This window comes from Agrobacterium sp. CFBP2214, assembly GCF_030209895.1.
In the GTDB taxonomy this organism is placed as follows: domain Bacteria; phylum Pseudomonadota; class Alphaproteobacteria; order Rhizobiales; family Rhizobiaceae; genus Agrobacterium; species Agrobacterium radiobacter.
In genome coordinates, this window is the sequence record NZ_JARVRC010000027.1 from 1 (window position 1) to 16,552 (window position 16,552).

Sequence of the window (16,552 nt, forward strand, 5' to 3'; positions counted from 1 at the left end):
CTGCAGGATATCCTGCGCGTCGGGACGTCCGCAGGCGGCGCGCGCGCCAAGGCTAGCGGTCTGCACCGTGGCAGAATGAGGTTGCTGGAAAACTCTCTGGAGGCCAATCATGCCGATAACAACAGATCAAACTCAAGCACAGGCCGCTACCCCGTCGATCTTGGCGCAATATTCGTCTCGTTGGAATTAAGTAAATCGACTTGGCTCGTAACGGCTCTGTCGCCATCGAGAATTTTGACTTATTCATTTGCTTACAAATGCAACCTTTTGAGACTTTGTAGGCAGCGAGATGGCGGCTAGATAAGATCTGCGAGGCGAGGCTGATGAGGCGCAGACAAGCAATTGGTTTCTCCAGAGGTATAAGAGGATGCCGGATACAGAAATCATAAAGTCTGCGAGAGCGCATCAAATTTCGTCACACCCTTAAATCTCAGTGAGAATTGAATTGACGATCAAGTTTTCCACGCCGCTCTCGCTTTTCAGCAGTAACATCGTGCTTAACACTCTCTGTCGCCGGTTTTATGAAGCATGGCTGGAAGCACAACCTACTCGGGAAGAAATCGACGCTCTATTCAGCAGTGTTCGCAATGAGTTGATGAATGTCCACACGGATGGCTCGTTGAATGAAATGGATGAACTGTACCTAGTTGAAGCCTTGCTCAATGAATTAGAGGTGTTCATCAGCCGAGAAATTGGCCCATCAACAGCACTGTGATATTACTCGCTACGTGAGTGCTTGAACGTATCAAGCCCCACTGATTTTGTGATTGCAACGGTGATGTCGATCGTTCGCAGGATACAACGCGACAAACTGGATGAGATTCTTATGTCGCGATCGATTGGAAGGGCTTCCTCATTTTCTGATTGCTTCTCCCGATCCGGAGCGAAGAACGTTTGCGAGACGGTAAGTCTACGGATCGTTCAGCCTTTGCCTGCAGGAGTGCCTTGAGTTTCGAGAAGGCGTCTTCGACGGGATTGAAGTCCGGACTGTAGGGCAGGAGACAAAGCAATCGGCAACCCGCGCCTTCGATAGCCTTCCGGACGCCCTCTGCCTTGTGGGCGGGAAGATTATCCATGATCACGATATCGCCGGGCGCAAGTGTTGGTACGAGAACTTGCTTGACATAGGCCCGGAACGTTACGCCGTTCATCGCACCATCAAGGACCATCGGCGCGGTCATGCCGGAAAGCCTGGATGCAACGGTGAAGGTCGTTGCTTCCCAATGCCCGTTGGGAACGCCCGAACGGCAGCTCCGTGCTTTCGGCCGCCTATCGCTATAAGGTGAAGATGGACCATGAACGTGAGGCTCGCACGGTCGACTACATCCGGCACGATCTTTTGCATGAAGCCTTTGCCACTCCCGGCAATGCCCCACAGTGGCTGAAGGAGATAGCCGCAGACCGGTCGCGGTGGCAGAGATCTCGCAAGCCTTCTGGAACAGGCTCGAGATGTTCGAACATCGATCCGATGCGCAGCTCGCAAGGAACGTTTGCCTTGCCGCGCGAGCTCTCACCACAACAGAACATCGCCCTGGTCTCCGCCTTCGTCGAACAGCATCTGACCACAAGGGGCATGATCGCCGGCTGGGTATTGCATGATGCTCCCGGCAATCCGCATGTACATCTGATGACGACATTGCGGCCGCCGAAGCACTTTTTGACGCGACTGGACGAAGGCTTGCCCCCAAAACCACGTTGGCTATGATGCGGGTGCTTGGTGTTAATGTGACGGCCAAGATACATGTTGCTTAATAACTCATTCGGATTTCGCATCACTGCCGAAACCATTGGCCGCTGTTTGAGGTGACAATGTCAGATTTGCTGATCCATGTGAAAAGTCCTGCGGTCCGGGCTGGCCTCATTATTCCCGCCGCAATCATGATGATCATGTTCGGCGTTTCGATATTACCATTCTGGAGCGGGACTGCTGCCGTGCTCATCAACACTCTTGCTCTGACGGCCGGGCTTCTGGGTGGTCTCTTTCACATTCTTGAAATCATGCCTCCGGCCCTCGCCAGCGAAGAGATCGAGTGGAGAAAACAACATCCGGACGAATATGGAGAGGCGGATTGGGAGGCGGTGCCCTTTTTGCATAACATTCTGGTTCGTATTCGGCGATGGAAAACCACTACTGATTAGCACCCTATCGCCTTGCCCTTCCCCATCGAGCGGCAGTTGGCTTGAACCGCAATGGGACGCCGGTGCGGAAAGGTACGGAACTGTGGCGGCAGCTCCGGTTGGTGGGCTTTGGCGGCGGTCTGCGCGTTGTTACAGAATGGGCCGACGCGCCGAAAAGGCCGAGAACGGTCTCGGCAACGTACCAGCAGCACGCACTATCCTGCGCCTGATGACCCTCGAACGGAACTATTTGACCAAAGCTCAAACGATGACGGTCGCCGCAATCCAGGAACGGCTGCCAGACCTTGTCGAGGCCAGAGCTATCGTTGAAAGCTCTACGCGATATGTTGCGTCACATATCCTCAGATAATCTGGAGGCCTAGAGCGACCGCGCGGCCAAAAGCCTTGTCGCGCCGTTCGCCAACAGCATGGTCGCGACAAGGCAGCGGTCCGAAATGGAAGCACGTCACGATGGTCGAACGGCCAGACAGAGAGGCAGATCACCAAACTCAAACGGGTGAAACGCCAGATGATAGCCGCGGGAAGCTCGATCTACTTGGCCAATACAACAGGCAGCTATTGCGGGAACGCCCTCCCTTGTCAAAATCCGATTAATTACAAATGGAACATCGTTGGCGTCGGTCGCGAAGCGGTATTGTTTCAGCCGTAGCCAAATCCGTCACACAACAAAACCTATTCATGAGAGAAAGGACACCTCACCACGCGACTGGCGGAATATTCTTATGAATAAAGCAATCCACTTGAGCGAACGGCAATATACAGAAATTGTGGGCAAACAAGTTGCTCCGGATAGACCGTTGCTGTTCGGTGTCCTGGCAGAAGTAGTAGAGCCAACTGCAGCATCCGCGCAGCCCGAGACAATAGAAATTCGGAGCGAGTGGCGGGTGTGGCATGCTGTTGAAGGTTCAGAACCTGACATATCGCGCGACAATCGACGATCAGGTGAAATCCTGCGGAGAAACCCCTACTTTCTTCTTCTTCAGGACATCTGCGCTTTCGTCGCTATCTCTGCCTTCATCACTGCCATATGCATCTTGTCACAAGAGATTGCGTCCAAAACCATCTGAATCACAGCGAAATTGGGAACCATCTATTTCAGTGTAGCGCCGCATATATACTTACCGATCGGTAAGTCTCCGCTTGAAGCAACTCAAATCTTCCTGTACGGTAAGCTGAACTGGAGATCGCACATGTTCAGATCCGCAGGCGATTTCGGCGCCGCCATCAGGGAAAAACGCAAAGGCCTCGGCTGGACCCAGATCGAGCTGGCGACACGCTCCGGCACAGGCGAGCGTTTCATCGTCGAGCTTGAATCGGGCAAGCCGAGCTGCCAGCTTGAGAAGGCGCTCACCGTTGCGCGCACCGTCGGCCTGGAGATCGGCGATTTGAGGACCGCCCAGCCGTCACCGGCCGCAACCGACGACGATCTGGATTTCCTGCCAAACTTCGGTGATGGCCGATGACCACGATCTTCTATGAGACCCTGCCGGTCGCGCAACTGCGCTTCGAAGGCGAGTGGCGGCTCAAATACGACCCATCCTGGGAAGCGCGTCGGGTAGCCTTCCCGGTCTCGCTCACCATGCCCTTGCGATCAGGGACGATTGGCGCGGACAGGCTGCTGCCCTGGCTCGCCAACCTCCTTCCGGAAACCCATCTTGCCGAAATCGGTCAGCGGCTGAAAATATCGCCGCAGGATATCGTTGGGCTCCTCGAACATATAGGCCGCGACACCGCAGGCGCCCTGTCCATCGGCGAGCCACGCAAGGCCGGCATCAACCTTCAGCCGATTCCTGACCAAGCCGCTCTGGAGCGCATTCTTGACGAGCTTCCCGCCAAGCCCTTCCTTGTCGGCGAGCATGGCGTTTCGATGTCGCTGGCAGGCGTGCAGGAGAAGCTGCCTGTTTTCGTCGATGACGAGGGCATTATCTCAATCCCGGTCGACGGAACCCCTTCAACCCACATCATCAAGCCGGATACGCAGCGCCTGGCCGGAAGTGTCGAAAACGAAGCCTTCTGCCTTACCCTTGCACAGGCCTGCGGGCTGGAAGCCGCCGAAGCCACGATCGGTCAGGCTGGCGAGCGGCGTTATCTGCTGGTGAAGCGCTATGATCGTTTCACGGACCCGCAGGGCGAGATCCGCAGGCTTCATCAGGAAGATCTTTGTCAGCTGACACTTCACTTTCCATGCGATCTTCGACAGGCCAGGGTGTGACGCTGAAGATGATGTTTGACGCCATCAGCGAGGCGGTCTCGCCTGGTGAACGCCTGAAACTTCTTGATGCAGTGATTTTCAACGTACTGATCTGCAACTCGGATTCGCACGCCAAAAACTATTCCGTGCTGATCGGTGCCGGCGGATCGGCAAAGATGGCGCCCCTTTATGATCTGATGTGCGCTGCTGTTTATCGGCAGGTCGACCAGAGCCTGCCGCAAAATATTGGCGGGCGGTTCACCGCACCTGATTTGCGGGGCAATGATTGGAAGATGCTCGCGGACAATATCGGCCTCAGTCCTGCTGCAACATTGCGGCGGGTGGCGGAACTGACCGAGCTTGTTGCCTACAAATGCAGTGAGACCGCTGCATTTATTTCCCAACGCTCAGGCGATCCGACACGCGTGCTCGAACAGGGTGATCATCAAATCCAGAAGCGGTGCAAGCGTATTCGGCAACAGCTTTGAGCGGATATTATTTTTCGGAGAACCCGGGCTGACAACCGCAACAACCGCTCCTCTTCAGAATATGCGACAGTGTGCCGAAAAAACCTTATTGCTGTTTCAGAGGTGGCTCGGTTTGTCTGAACCGCTTCGAGCGTTTCGTTAAGCGGATTTCCGCCTTGACCACGCGAGAAAGGTTCGCCGTCAGCTATTCTCCCGGCGTTCGTAAAGCCCGTGCCATGGCCGTTCCTTCATGCGGAGAGAGGGAGGCATCGCCGTGAAACCCCAGCCATCATGTGCAAAGACCTCGCTTGCGAGAACTTGCCAGCTGTCGGGGTCCGTCGCCGTCAAAAGCGCTCCGGAACGTTTGGACGTGCTGTAGGATGAACCATCCAGACATGCGACATGGGCTCCGGCTTCCGTTGCGATCAGAGTTCCCGCAAGTTGATCCCAGGGTGTCAGCCGGTCCAGCATCACGAAGTGACCATGGCCGCGCGCGAAGGCACGGTACATATGCGCGGCGCATCGATGGCTGGAGAACATTTTCGGCTTTGCCAGTCTCGCAAGAATATCGGATTTAACCGCCGTCGGTAGGAAATCGGTTGAGACATAGCCCACCATTTCAGGCAGTGAGGCAGGCTCTGAGACGGACAGACGTTGCTGCGTCCCGTCAGCTCGGATCAAAAATGCGCCACTGCCCTGTTCGGCCATGACCCAGTCGTCATTCATCGGGTCATAGATCACGCCGGCGACAGGTTTGCCCTTTCGAACCACAGCCGCCACGACCCCGAACAGCGGCATGCCAGCCACGAAGTTTGCCGTTCCGTCCAGCGGGTCGACAACAATCGCCGTTTCCGCATGATCAAGACGCTCAAGAAGGCCTGGATCCCTCGACGCACTTTCCTCACCCACGAACAGAACATCCGGCATCATGCTTTCGATTGCCTGTTTCAGAAACCACTCGGCCGCCTCGTCGGCCGCCGTGACTAGATCGGTCGCGTCCACCTTGGCGCGGACGTCCAGATCCTGCACTTTCTGGAAGCGTGGAAGGATTTCCTGCCAGGCGGCCTGTCGGACCTTATTGGCGAGTTCACGGAGATCGAACTGCATCGGCATGTCTTTCTTTCCCTATTGTCCACGCACGGAACCGTTAGATGTGCGCTATCTACTTGTTTTCACACAGCTTTAATGGAAATCGTCTGAGGAGCCGCGGCATTCCTTGCGATTTTCGGCTTGCTGTCCTCGATATAGGAACGGAGCGCCGCCATCTCGTCGGTCTGGATCGAGGAAAACCCCGCGCGAAGCAGTCGTCCCCATATTGCATCGGGATATTCACGTGCTGCGGTATCGGTAAAGCCCGGCGAAGCGACGGAATCGAGCGTGTTGACCCAGAGTGTGATCCCGGCGTCATGGAAGCGCTGCTGAATGTTTTCGACCTGGGATAGATCCTTGAATGAAGCCTCGCAGATCAGCGGTTTCAGCTCGAACACGAGCTTCACCTGCTGCCTCCAGTCGCCGTCTTCCAAGTGTGTGCGGGCGATGAACGGAACGTTGTGGATCATGATGTTGTTTTTGATCCATTCCAGATCGGCCGGGTTTCTCAGATCCGCCCAGAAATCCACCTGCTGGTCGACCCCCATCTTCTTCGCAAAGTCCAGAACCTCCGGGATGACGTGACGATGCTTTATATCGAGGTGGATGAAAATCCTGTCGCGCGTAAGTTCGAACACATCCCGCAGACCTGGAAGCTTTTCGTCGGTCAGAGGATTTGCCGGCCCGCCGTCGCGATTGCGGAGAGAAAGCGACGTCAATTCTTCCAACGTCATCTGCTCCGGCTGTTTGTCCACGCCGGTCATGCGCTCCAGAGTATCGTCATGGAGAAGAATAAACTCCCCATCCGCCGTGCGGCGCACGTCGATCTCGACGACGTCATAACCCGCCTCAATGGCCCTGCGGATTGAAAGAAGGCTGTTTTCCGGGGCATCCCTCCAGATACCGCGATGGGCGACAATGGTGCATTGCCGATCCATATCTGCCATGTAATCGAAATAGTTCATTTCTGTTTCCTGGTTGCGGCGCTGAACGCGCCAGAGATCCCCCTGCCGGTCTTCCCATCAAAGAGATGCAGCCGTTGTGGGGGAAATGAGAGGAGCAGCTCACTGCGATCAGGTGCTTCGGAGCCGAATGGCGTCGCAATGCGAACGGTCGTGCCTGAGAGTTCGGTGGCCACGATGGAATGAGAACCGAGATCCTCACGGTAGCGGACACGCACCTTGAGGCTCAAAGCCCGGATGTCGTTCTCCACCGCGATGTCCTCGGGGCGGACCCCCAGCTGAAACTCGCCCTTCAGGTGAGATTCGGCAACTGGCTGGCCATCGGACAGGCGTAACATCGAACCGTCGCCAGTGACGGCCAAGATATTCATGGGCGGCGAGCCGATGAATTTTGCAACGAAGACAGAGGCCGGATGATGGTAAATCTCTTTGGGCGTGTCGTATTGTTCGATCTCACCCTTGTTGAGAATGAGAATCCTGTTAGCAAGCGTCATAGCCTCGACCTGATCGTGGGTGACGAACACCGTGGTCGCGCCGATCCGGCGATGCAGCTCGGCAAGCTCGATGCGGGTGTCATGACGCAATTGCGCATCAAGGTTCGACAAAGGTTCGTCGAATAACAGCACCGCGGGCTCACGAACGATGGCCCGACCGATCGCCACCCGCTGGCGCTGGCCGCCGGAGAGCTGGCCGGGTTTGCGATCGAGATAATCGGCAAGGCCCAGCATTTTCGCAACAACCTCGACGCGGGCGCGCCGTTCGGTCCTAGTAAAACCGGCGATCTTCAGGCTGTAGGCAATGTTGTCGAACACCGTCATATGCGGATAAAGCGCATAGTTCTGGAACACCATGGCGCAGCCACGTTCCTTCGGCTCCAGTTCCTGAACCTCGCGGTCGCCTATGATGATTTTGCCGCCGCTCACACGTTCAAGACCCGCGATCATCTGCATCAGGGTGGACTTTCCGCAGCCGGATGGGCCGAGGACCACCGTGAATTCCCCAGCCTTGAACTCTACGTCGAGCTTGGGGATGACCTTTATCGTACCGTAGCTTTTGGTTACTCCGTCGAGCCGGATATTGGCGGCCGCGATATGGATCGCGGGATCTAAGGCGTTCATTGTCATTTCTCCGAAAGCACAAGGCCCTGAACGAGATACCGCTGCAGAAGAGCGATCATCATCAGGGGAACGATGGATACGAGGATGGCGCCCGCCATGATCAGCGGATAGTCCGGCACCGCACCCTCGTCAGGCACGAGGCGCGCCAGCCCCACAACCGCCGTCTGGGTATCGGCGGTCGAGGACGCAACCAGCGGCCAAAGATACTGTGTCCATCCCGACAGGAAGGTCAGCACGAAGAGGGAAGCGAAGCTGGTGCGCGAGAGCGGCAGCAGGATGTCGAATAGGAAACGGATCGGCCCCGCGCCGTCCATTCGGGCCGCCTTGAACAGGTCTTTCGGCAGGGTCAGGAAAAACTGCCTAAACAGGAACGTGCCCATGCCGTGCGCCAGAAGAGGTGTAATAAGGCCAAGCCGCGTGTTCAGAATGCTCCATTCCAGATGAACGGGGGTGCCGAACACGGCGGCGATCAGGCCGTTGAGCCCGGTCGCGTCAAGGACGGCGTTCAGCGGTGAGAACACGTTGGACGCGACCTGATAAGTGGTCACAAACCGCATATCGAGCGGCAGGACGACGGTGGCCAGAATCAGCGCGAAGACGACGCCAGCCCAGCGGATCCTGAAATAGACGATCGCATAGGCCGACAGGAACGACAGGATGCACAGCCCAACCGCCGTACCCGCGGCAACGACGAGGCTGTTTATCATCTGGAGCGGGATCGACGTATCGGTAAATATCCGCTTCATGTTGGCGAAGAAATCGCCCCCAGGGAACCAGACGAGACCGTTTTGAAGCATGAACTCATAGGAGTGTGAGGCTGTGGTTAGCGTCAGGTAGAGCGGGCCAACGATGTAGGCGATACCGATGACCAGGATCAGGCTCGCGACAATATTGATGGAGCGTGCGTTCTCGACCATGGCTTAGCGCTCGTAGTTGATGCGGCGGCCGAGCAGCGCAAACTGCAAGGCGGCGATGAGAATGAAGAAGACCATGAGGATAGCGGTCTGGGTGGACGCCCCGGACAGGTCATAGCTGCCGAAGCCGTCGAGATAGATCTTGTAGACGAGGAGCGTCGTGGCGCCGCCCGGCCCCCCCTTGGTGATCGTATCGATGAGTGCAAAGGCCGAGGTGACGCTTTCGGTGAACTCAAGCACCAGCGTCAGAAAAAGCTGCGGCATGATCAGCGGTAATTGCACATCGAAGATGCGCCGCCACGGCCCCGCACCGTCCATGGCGGCCGCCTGGACAAGCGTGTGCGGAATGGCGCGCAGGCCCGCGAGAAGGATCACGAAGTTGAACGGGATATTGCCCCAGACATGCGCTGCGATCAGCGTGACATACGCGTCGAAACTGTCGAAGCCGGGGTTCCAGATACCGGGAAACATCTCGTTAAGCGGCGTGAGCACGCCGACGAACGGATTGAAGACGAAGGAGAAAACGAGGCCGATCGACGCGCCGGCGATGCCCTTTGGCCAGACGAGAACGTTTCTGGCCGGCAATGACATGCGGATCTTGCGATCGGCGGCGATCGCCAGGATCAGCGGAACGAGAACCGCCAGTGACGAGGCCGTCGCCATGAAGATCAGCGTGCGCCAGCTGGCCTTCCAGAACTCCGGGTCGGAAAGGACGCGCACAAAATTGCCCCAGCCGACAAATTCCGAGCCGCCGCCAAAGGGGCGCTCGAGGAAAAACGACCAGTAGAAAGCCTGAAACACGGGCGCGTAGAAGAACAGGATAACAAGCAACAGCAGTGGAGCCACGAAGAGCAGCGGCAACCATCGATGCCGAAACATGGTGGATTCGAGAAACATGATAAAACCCCGGTCAATGGGAGCGGTGCGGGGCGTGATGCGCCCCGCACCATGAACTGCAGATCAGGGTAGCTCTACGCCCTTGTAGGTCTGCTGGAAACGACGCAGCAGTTCATCGCCACGTGTCTTCGCCTTGTCCAGCGCCACCTGCATCGTCTGCTGGCCGGCGAAAGCCTTCTGGGTTTCCTCGGTCCATATCTGCCGGAACTGGATGTAGGAGCCGAGACGGATGCCGCGGGTGTCAAGCGTCGCGGGTTCGCTCATCGAGCCAATGCCAATTGCTGCGGTGGCGAATTTGGGTGACTTCGCATCCGGGCTTCTGGCGATGGCATCGAGCACATCATTGGTCACCGGCACGTAACCGGTGGCCGCCGAGAAGGTCATCTGTTGCGCCGGCTGGCGCAGGAAGTTGAGGAAGGCCTTCGCACCCTCGACCTCCGCCTTGTCGTGCCCCTTCATGATATAGACCGACGCGCCGCCGACGAATGTGTTGTGGCGTGTCTCGCCCGCATACATCGGCGCCATGGCGACAGTGATCTCGTACTTGCCCTCGAACGCCTTGGTGAAGGTCGAATAGGAGCCGGAGGATGCCTCGATCATCGCGCATTCGCCCGCACTGAAAGCTGCGACGAGATTGCCGCCTTTCGTATCGGCATTCAAGCGGACCAGCCCTTCATTGCGCCAGTCGACAAGATTGGCGAGATGCTTGGCAGCCAAAGTCTTGTTGAACACATATTCCGCGTCGAGCCCGTCATAACCGTTGTGCTTTGAAGCAATCGGCTGGCCGTGGCGGGCGGAGAACTGTTCAAAAACGATCCAGGGTTCAGCGTTCGTCACAAACGGGCAGGTGCTGCCATTTGCCTTCAGTTTGCGCGCGGCCTCGATGATTTCTTCCCAGGTCTCCGGTGTCTTGGTGACCCCGGCTTTTTCAAGCTCGGTCTTGTTCGTGTAGAAGAGCAGGGTCGAGGCGTTGTAGGGCTGCGCGAAGAGCTTGCCCTTCGACGTTTCGTAATAGGTGCGAGCACCTGCGATGTAGCTGTCCCACTTCACGTCAGGCAGCTCGTCCTGCACCGGCACGACGGCGTCCGACAGCATCATGTCGAGCGTACCGGCATCGAGGACCTGTAGAAGGATCGGGGCGTTTTTGGCGCGATAGGCGGCAATCGCCTTCTGCATCAGCACTTCATAATTGCCCTGACCAACGCAGTTGACCTTGTGGTCGGTCTGCGCGGCGTTAAACGCGTCGCACTGCGCCCTGATGGCGACTTCGACGGGACCGGTATTGCCATACCAGAATTCAATATTTGCAGCATGCGCGGATACCGCACCAGCAAGAAACGCGGCCGTGGCCGTCAGTGTGAAAAATTTCATTGCGCCCTCCGTTTAAGACATCACCGAGCCCTCCTCGGCGATAATGGCGATGCCTTAGTTACTCAGTAAGAGTAACAATAGTATGACAGAATGCAAGAGCTTGAACAACGAAAAGATCGAGGCTACTGGTCTATATCGAAATTCGCCGCCCAATCTATCTACTCGCCATCAGTGAATTGCAGGAGAAATCACATGGGATATTCACCGGAAGCTCTGATCGCACCACGGTTTTTCAGATCCACCGACGACGTCGCCTCCGCCAACGAGCGGCGCCTTCTCAGGGTAATCTCGCGGAATTCGGGCATATCGCGGACGGAGCTGACCGGCCTGACTGATCTTGCGCAACAGACGATCCACCGGCTTCTGGACCAGTTGGCAGATCGGGGAATGGTCAGTCTCGGCCAGCCCAAGCCGGGCCTTGGCAAGGGCCAGCCAAGCCCGATGATTACACTGGATGGGCGCTACGCCTGGTGCTGCGGCATGTCGGTCAATACCGACGTGATCGACCTGTGCCTCATGGATTTTGCCGGACAGGTCCTGGCCGAGACCAACGTGCAGCTTCGCGAACGCACGGCCGCCGAAGCGCTCGAGCGGGTCCGTGACTGGGTACAAGAACGGCAGACAGCACTGGCCTTGTCGACCGAGAACTTCTTTGGCATCGGCTTAGGAATTGCAGGCTTCCACGTGAGCGGCACCAGCTTCAATGCGTCCCTGCCTTTGTACGAGTGGTCGCTTATCGAGCTGGGACCACTCCTGACGAGCTACTTTGACCGACCGGTCTGGGCGCTGAATGGCGGCAAGACCGGCACGATTGCGGAGGCGATGTTCGGCGTCGGCCGCTACATCAAGGACTTCGCCTATCTCAGCTTCAACTATGGCTTTGGCGGCGGCCTGATCTGCAATGGCGAACTCCTGCATGGCGGCAACGGCAATGCAGGGGAGTTTTCGCAAATGTACGATGACGACGAGGTGAACCGACGGCCTGCTCTTCAGATCATTCTGGAGAAGCTGCGATCCAATGGCGTGGACGTGCCGTCGATCACCTTTCTCAGAAAGCACTTCGATCCGAAATGGCCCGGCGTTACCGACTGGTTGGACGAAGTTACCCCGGCCTATAATCGCCTGGTGAACGCCATCTGGGCCGTCTACGATCCAAAAGCGATTGTCTTCGGTGGACAAATCCCCCCGGCACTGGCGGAGCTGATGATCGAGCGCACGCAGCTGTTCGGAAAACCCCGCTACGGGGTCTGGCGAGCCAGCCCCAAGCTCATCGTCTCTGAAATAAAACCGGACGCTGCGGCCATGGGCGCGGCTGCGACGCCGTTCAAGTTGAACTTTTTTTAGACCTGGGATTGGCGCGTTTAACATCTCGAAGCCGCAATCCATTCTGGCATTCCGCCGACACTGCTGTCATCAGAACGGTGTGGGATCTTTATTGAAATTTGGAGAACGCCAAAAAGCTCAGGCCGAACAATTAAACAAATGCACTAATTTACAAACATACATCTACATAAACATTACATCATTATAAATCCTGCCGCCGGAACCCTAACCCTAAAATGTGCCACGTGATCACGTCACCCCATCAATCACATGATTGAAGTTACCTATTGCTTTACAAACAATCACGTAATGGATCACCCATCCGACAACAGGGCGCAATCGATCCTCCCGCCATATTTGGCGCTCTCGCATAACTCCAGGGAAAGCTGCAAGCCACATCACCTCAGCTGATCCGTTGATTTTCTAAAATGGGACGGTGCATGCACGAAGAGTGGGGGCAAAAGTGCCGATCCTCATTCAGCTCAATCATGGCGCCTAAGCTCAGCGAACCAAAGCGCGCTCGCCAAATGCCGGTGGGTCTCGGCTTTCTCGTATAGTTGCGCGTGACACATCCAAACATGCCACGTCAGCTCAGCTGATCCACTCGCTCGCCAAATCGTACGATTTAGCATGAATGAACGCGCCATCTTCGGGAGCTATCGGCGCAAACCGAAACGATTACGTTTTCAATCACACCGCTTTTTGAAAGAGAAGTTCACCCCTGAAGGATAAATACCCCCTTCCCCCAAGATTGTTCTCGCATCAATCATCCGCAACACACCAGCAAAATAAGACTTTCACCAACATCACTTCACCTGCTCAAACATGGCTTCCACTGAGGCCCTTCCCATCAACGCCTTCAGACGCCCAACCATCAAGGGCTTCGAGGGTCACGACGTGCTCGATGTCCCAACCGATATGGGAACCGTGCGCGAGGTCCTGAAGATGATCGGCGCGATCACCCCCAAAAACTGGCAGCCGGGCCAGAAGGGCATCATCGCTCATCGCGGTCTCCCCAGCATGTCCGCCAAAGGAGAGATGGCGCCTGAGTGCACTCTGCTCGCCTTTCAATGGGCTTATGACCTTGGTTTGCTGTGCAGCGAAGCTGACTCGAGCGTCGATGCTCGAAAGGCCATTCACTACTTTCACGACAAGAATTTGATTGGCTGGACCTCGGTTCGGGGTGCGATTGCAGAGACCGACATCTCTTTGCTCTCCCATGATCAGAAGCAGTATGTTCACTACGAGATCCAAGACGGCCAACGGACCGGAGAATTCCAACGCACGGACCAGTACATTGCTTCTCTGCACGACATCGGCAAGCTCATCAAGCGCAACCCTGAACAAGTGCTACTCGACGACTGTCGCGATGACGACCCTCCTTATGTGGCTGCAGCCGTCAGTCATCTTCCGCCACAAGAGAGGGAGGGGCACATCGTACAAATCCTGTCCTTCCGTATCCGGGATGCCAAACACTTCATCCAACTCGTTGAGCAAAACGACCCCGCCCCCGACTGGAAAGAAACGGTGATGATCGTCCCCAGCCCCCACCCTCACGCGTTGTCAATCATCGCGGAAAAGCATGGATCGGACATGACGGTGGGCAACGTCGTGGGGCCGAACTGGATATGGATGAAATCATTCGTCGATGCGGGTCTTCGTGTCGTCGGCTTCCACACTCCCCGCACTGGAGCAGCCCTAGACTATGTGAATGACACGCTTGCCCACTTCAAGGGCCGCGAGGTCACGACACACCCTAACCTTGCTCCCTTCATCCAGGACAAGGCTGAAGAACAGCTTCAGATGCGCGCCAAGGAGCAATACCCACACATTCCCATCATTTCGCCCTCCGCCCGCCCCACCTGGTCGAAGGACGGCAATCACTACCTCTCCGGCTTCCATGATCCAGATGTGCTGACGGAGATGGACCTCAATAAGCCCATTCCCCACTACTTCCTCCAGGCTTCGGAGCCCGCCAACCACTACACGCTCGGAGTGGATATCGTCGTGTCCGACGACGTCTACAGCGCTGCGCTCTGCCTCGGCAACCAAACCTATCTCACTCCGGAGATGAAGGCTTATAAGGAGACCTACTAAGGCAGATCACACCGGCTGAAGGAGAACGGGATGGGATATCGCTTGAATGAACAATTGATGGAAGCAACGCTCTCGCCTTGCAATGGTTTACTTCTTGAAGAATAGGCGTCTTTTCAACAAAGATAATCTATTAGCATTAAACAAGCTGCAACCAGCTTTCAATATTATTACTATTTTTAAAATTCAAGCAAATCTGTGCAAATATATTTTAAATGCGATCAAGATCAGGGAAATCGATACATACGGATGTAGTTATCAAGAGCCTTTTCGGCGCAGCCGCCGCAGCGAAGCGGAGGTCCACACGGCGAAGCCGAAAACGCCGGAGATAACTACATCCGTATGTATCCTGCAGCGACAGTGAACCAGTTTATTGCTGTACGTGACTGGAGAACGCCCAGCCCGATCTGACAATGCTAATGAATACGTCGGTGAGCCAGCCTAACATTTGCGTTTTCATCGGCAGCATGTTGAGGAAGAAGCCACGGTAACGTTGGTTCTGACCGCGGTCCGGACCAGCAATTTCCGATCAGAATGCATCGTAGCTTGCGGCTTGAAAAATGGTTTCTGCATTCGTTGGGTTTGAACCGTTTGATTGCATCCGCGTTGGTGAAACCCCGCCATCGGCGCAGGAGCCAGCTTCTTTTGAGCTTGCAGAAGCGTATATTCGGAGTAGAATATACGAATATCTGCCAACGCATATACAAAAAGGATTTGAACATGTCTCTTTATATCCGCGATAACGCCGTCGATGAACTCGCAAGAAAAGTTCAAATGGCGACCAAGGCACCGAACAAAACCGAAGCTGTGAGGCGTGCTCTTGAAAACGAGCTTGCTCGCGCCGAGAACGCCGTCCCTTTGAGGGACCGTGTGAGAAAATTGCAAGACGAAATCGGAGCCGCGCTCGGCCCTACTCCTCAGCCATTCGATATGAAGACGTTCACCGACGAACTGTGGGAAGAATAAATGTATATTGATGCATCCGCCATCATCGCAATCCTTACCAGTGAGAGCGACGCAGGCTCCCTACTTGCCAAACTGGAGGGAGCCAAGAAACCGATCTTCTATTCATCGATAACAACATTCGAAGCTGTTCTGAGCTTATCCCGCCAGATGGCAAATGCAAAGGTGGGACAGCAGGCCCCAATCCCTCCGGAATTTATCGAGACCGCCCAACAAAAAGTCGAGAGCTTTTTGACATTGATCGCCGCTCGCGAAATGCCCATAGGAGGGAAGACCCATCGCGCAGCCATTGATGCAGCACGAATCTACGGAAAGTTTGTTGCTCATCCGGCACGCTTGAATATGGGCGATTGCTTCGTTTATGCGTGTGCAAAGGAGTATCGTTTACCCCTTTTGTTCAAGGGCGACGATTTCACAAAAACCGATATCGAAACTTTTTGAGTGGGTGAGGGGGATGTTAGATATTCTTATCCATGCAAAAAGTCCCGCCGTCCGCGCTGGCCTCATTATTCCCGGCGCCGTCATGATGATCATGATAGGCGTGTCAGTATTGCCCATCTGGAGTGGAACCGTCTCCACGCTCATCAACACTCTTGCCCTGACATCCGGGCTTTTAGGTGCGCTCCTCCACATTCTTGACATCATGCCTCCGGCTCTCGCCAGCGAAGAGATCGAGTGGAGAAAAAAACATTCGAACGAATACGGAGAGGAGGATTGGGAAGCAATACCCTTTTTGCATAACGTTTTGGTTCGTCTACGAGCGGTCGAAACCCCACATTGATTGGCCCACATTGACCTTGCCCGGTTGAAATAATCCATTTTGAAGTAAGCTCTGGCCCATTAGAGGACCAGGGAATGAAGCGCAATCGTTTCACAGACGAACAGATCATCGGGATATTGAAGGAGCAAGAGGCTGGCACGCCGGTCTCGGAGCTTTGCCGCAAGCACGGCGTGAGCGATGCCAGCATCTATATCTATGGACTGTTCCCCCGTTGCAAGCTTGATGTTGAAGCGGTTTGACACG

The 16,552-nt window shown here is 55.7% G+C and carries 19 protein-coding genes and 2 pseudogenes; 14 read left to right on the top strand and 7 right to left on the bottom strand.

What is annotated here, in order from left to right:
• Together QRN60_RS26630 and QRN60_RS26005 are read left to right on the top strand one after the other, a co-directional pair.
• On the top strand, positions 1 to 300 hold a 300-nt coding region (locus tag QRN60_RS26630), incomplete at its 5' end, for a hypothetical protein (RefSeq protein WP_502871958.1).
• 145 nt (positions 301 to 445) lie between these two features.
• Complete coding sequence (locus QRN60_RS26005) at positions 446 to 715, top strand: hypothetical protein (protein ID WP_111794952.1); 270 nt, start codon at positions 446 to 448, stop codon at positions 713 to 715.
• A gap of 193 nt (positions 716 to 908) precedes the next feature.
• Here the strand turns inward: QRN60_RS26005 and QRN60_RS26010 are convergent.
• Positions 909 to 1,250 (bottom strand): annotated as a pseudogene (locus QRN60_RS26010) (transposase); the annotation flags it as partial.
• A 38-nt stretch (positions 1,251 to 1,288) separates the two neighbouring features.
• Here QRN60_RS26010 and QRN60_RS26015 point away from each other — a divergent pair.
• The 6 genes from QRN60_RS26015 to QRN60_RS26040 all read left to right on the top strand — a co-directional run bounded on the left by QRN60_RS26015 (position 1,289) and on the right by QRN60_RS26040 (position 4,818).
• Positions 1,289 to 1,705 (top strand): MobA/MobL family protein, encoded by a 417-nt coding sequence (locus QRN60_RS26015; protein WP_129565638.1) that lies wholly within the window; start codon positions 1,289 to 1,291, stop codon positions 1,703 to 1,705.
• A 104-nt stretch (positions 1,706 to 1,809) separates the two neighbouring features.
• Positions 1,810 to 2,139, top strand: coding sequence for a hypothetical protein (locus QRN60_RS26020; protein ID WP_112934558.1), 330 nt, complete (start codon positions 1,810 to 1,812; stop codon positions 2,137 to 2,139).
• 722 nt (positions 2,140 to 2,861) lie between these two features.
• Positions 2,862 to 3,206 carry a hypothetical protein gene (locus tag QRN60_RS26025; protein ID WP_111794335.1) on the top strand — a complete coding sequence of 115 codons (345 nt, stop codon included), beginning with the start codon at positions 2,862 to 2,864 and terminating at the stop codon, positions 3,204 to 3,206.
• A 123-nt stretch (positions 3,207 to 3,329) separates the two neighbouring features.
• Positions 3,330 to 3,602 (top strand): helix-turn-helix domain-containing protein, encoded by a 273-nt coding sequence (locus QRN60_RS26030; RefSeq protein ID WP_111794336.1) that lies wholly within the window; start codon positions 3,330 to 3,332, stop codon positions 3,600 to 3,602.
• Positions 3,599 to 4,351, top strand: coding sequence for a HipA domain-containing protein (locus QRN60_RS26035; RefSeq protein ID WP_284767272.1), 753 nt, complete (start codon positions 3,599 to 3,601; stop codon positions 4,349 to 4,351). The genes QRN60_RS26030 and QRN60_RS26035 overlap by 4 nt, the downstream gene beginning before the upstream one ends.
• On the top strand, positions 4,348 to 4,818 hold the full coding sequence (locus QRN60_RS26040; RefSeq protein ID WP_284767273.1) for a HipA domain-containing protein: 471 nt from the start codon (positions 4,348 to 4,350) through the stop codon (positions 4,816 to 4,818). The genes QRN60_RS26035 and QRN60_RS26040 overlap by 4 nt, the downstream gene beginning before the upstream one ends.
• 180 nt (positions 4,819 to 4,998) lie before the next feature.
• On the opposite strand, the gene QRN60_RS26045 is transcribed toward QRN60_RS26040, so the two are convergent.
• From QRN60_RS26045 to QRN60_RS26070, 6 genes are all read right to left on the bottom strand, one after another.
• The gene (locus tag QRN60_RS26045) at positions 4,999 to 5,910 is read right to left on the bottom strand and encodes an inositol monophosphatase family protein (RefSeq protein WP_404977928.1); all 912 of its coding nucleotides are present in this window, start codon (positions 5,908 to 5,910) and stop codon (positions 4,999 to 5,001) included.
• A gap of 59 nt (positions 5,911 to 5,969) precedes the next feature.
• Positions 5,970 to 6,851, bottom strand: coding sequence for a glycerophosphodiester phosphodiesterase family protein (locus QRN60_RS26050; protein ID WP_111794338.1), 882 nt, complete (start codon positions 6,849 to 6,851; stop codon positions 5,970 to 5,972).
• On the bottom strand, positions 6,848 to 7,966 hold the full coding sequence (locus QRN60_RS26055; RefSeq protein ID WP_111794339.1) for an ABC transporter ATP-binding protein: 1,119 nt from the start codon (positions 7,964 to 7,966) through the stop codon (positions 6,848 to 6,850). The genes QRN60_RS26050 and QRN60_RS26055 overlap by 4 nt, the downstream gene beginning before the upstream one ends.
• 2 nt (positions 7,967 to 7,968) lie before the next feature.
• Positions 7,969 to 8,883, bottom strand: a complete 915-nt coding sequence (locus tag QRN60_RS26060; protein WP_111794340.1) for an ABC transporter permease subunit — start codon at positions 8,881 to 8,883, stop codon at positions 7,969 to 7,971.
• A gap of 3 nt (positions 8,884 to 8,886) precedes the next feature.
• A complete protein-coding gene (locus tag QRN60_RS26065; protein ID WP_111794341.1) occupies positions 8,887 to 9,777 on the bottom strand; it encodes a carbohydrate ABC transporter permease in 891 nt (296 codons plus the stop codon).
• A gap of 63 nt (positions 9,778 to 9,840) precedes the next feature.
• On the bottom strand, positions 9,841 to 11,148 hold the full coding sequence (locus QRN60_RS26070; protein WP_111794342.1) for an extracellular solute-binding protein: 1,308 nt from the start codon (positions 11,146 to 11,148) through the stop codon (positions 9,841 to 9,843).
• Between the two features lie 192 nt (positions 11,149 to 11,340).
• Between QRN60_RS26070 and QRN60_RS26075 the strand changes: the two genes are divergently transcribed.
• The 6 genes and pseudogenes from QRN60_RS26075 to QRN60_RS26100 form a co-directional block, all read left to right on the top strand.
• A complete protein-coding gene (locus tag QRN60_RS26075; RefSeq protein ID WP_111794343.1) occupies positions 11,341 to 12,492 on the top strand; it encodes an ROK family transcriptional regulator in 1,152 nt (383 codons plus the stop codon).
• Positions 12,493 to 13,296: 804 nt separating this feature from the next.
• On the top strand, positions 13,297 to 14,568 hold the full coding sequence (locus QRN60_RS26080) for a PI-PLC domain-containing protein (RefSeq protein WP_111794344.1): 1,272 nt from the start codon (positions 13,297 to 13,299) through the stop codon (positions 14,566 to 14,568).
• 717 nt (positions 14,569 to 15,285) lie between these two features.
• Positions 15,286 to 15,531, top strand: a complete 246-nt coding sequence (locus tag QRN60_RS26085; protein ID WP_111794349.1) for a type II toxin-antitoxin system VapB family antitoxin — start codon at positions 15,286 to 15,288, stop codon at positions 15,529 to 15,531.
• Positions 15,532 to 15,969, top strand: coding sequence for a type II toxin-antitoxin system VapC family toxin (locus tag QRN60_RS26090; protein ID WP_111794346.1), 438 nt, complete (start codon positions 15,532 to 15,534; stop codon positions 15,967 to 15,969). It abuts the gene before it with no gap.
• A 13-nt stretch (positions 15,970 to 15,982) separates the two neighbouring features.
• Positions 15,983 to 16,309, top strand: a complete 327-nt coding sequence (locus tag QRN60_RS26095) for a hypothetical protein (RefSeq protein WP_111794347.1) — start codon at positions 15,983 to 15,985, stop codon at positions 16,307 to 16,309.
• A gap of 74 nt (positions 16,310 to 16,383) precedes the next feature.
• Positions 16,384 to 16,500 (top strand): annotated as a pseudogene (locus QRN60_RS26100) (transposase); the annotation flags it as partial.
• Positions 16,501 to 16,552: the final 52 nt, after the last annotated feature.

What these genes read in the sequence shown, in the direction of transcription:
- QRN60_RS26090 (WP_111794346.1), top strand. Translation starts at nt 15,532, where the DNA reads ATGTATATTGATGCATCCGCCATCATCGCAATCCTTACCAGTGAGAGC.
- QRN60_RS26050 (WP_111794338.1), bottom strand. Translation starts at nt 6,851, where the DNA reads ATGAACTATTTCGATTACATGGCAGATATGGATCGGCAATGCACCATT.
- QRN60_RS26065 (WP_111794341.1), bottom strand. Translation starts at nt 9,777, where the DNA reads ATGTTTCTCGAATCCACCATGTTTCGGCATCGATGGTTGCCGCTGCTC.
- QRN60_RS26035 (WP_284767272.1), top strand. Translation starts at nt 3,599, where the DNA reads ATGACCACGATCTTCTATGAGACCCTGCCGGTCGCGCAACTGCGCTTC.
- QRN60_RS26015 (WP_129565638.1), top strand. Translation starts at nt 1,289, where the DNA reads ATGGACCATGAACGTGAGGCTCGCACGGTCGACTACATCCGGCACGAT.
- QRN60_RS26075 (WP_111794343.1), top strand. Translation starts at nt 11,341, where the DNA reads ATGGGATATTCACCGGAAGCTCTGATCGCACCACGGTTTTTCAGATCC.
- QRN60_RS26080 (WP_111794344.1), top strand. Translation starts at nt 13,297, where the DNA reads ATGGCTTCCACTGAGGCCCTTCCCATCAACGCCTTCAGACGCCCAACC.
- QRN60_RS26055 (WP_111794339.1), bottom strand. Translation starts at nt 7,966, where the DNA reads ATGAACGCCTTAGATCCCGCGATCCATATCGCGGCCGCCAATATCCGG.
- QRN60_RS26025 (WP_111794335.1), top strand. Translation starts at nt 2,862, where the DNA reads ATGAATAAAGCAATCCACTTGAGCGAACGGCAATATACAGAAATTGTG.
- QRN60_RS26020 (WP_112934558.1), top strand. Translation starts at nt 1,810, where the DNA reads ATGTCAGATTTGCTGATCCATGTGAAAAGTCCTGCGGTCCGGGCTGGC.
- QRN60_RS26070 (WP_111794342.1), bottom strand. Translation starts at nt 11,148, where the DNA reads ATGAAATTTTTCACACTGACGGCCACGGCCGCGTTTCTTGCTGGTGCG.
- QRN60_RS26045 (WP_404977928.1), bottom strand. Translation starts at nt 5,910, where the DNA reads ATGCCGATGCAGTTCGATCTCCGTGAACTCGCCAATAAGGTCCGACAG.
- QRN60_RS26095 (WP_111794347.1), top strand. Translation starts at nt 15,983, where the DNA reads ATGTTAGATATTCTTATCCATGCAAAAAGTCCCGCCGTCCGCGCTGGC.
- QRN60_RS26085 (WP_111794349.1), top strand. Translation starts at nt 15,286, where the DNA reads ATGTCTCTTTATATCCGCGATAACGCCGTCGATGAACTCGCAAGAAAA.
- QRN60_RS26060 (WP_111794340.1), bottom strand. Translation starts at nt 8,883, where the DNA reads ATGGTCGAGAACGCACGCTCCATCAATATTGTCGCGAGCCTGATCCTG.
- QRN60_RS26030 (WP_111794336.1), top strand. Translation starts at nt 3,330, where the DNA reads ATGTTCAGATCCGCAGGCGATTTCGGCGCCGCCATCAGGGAAAAACGC.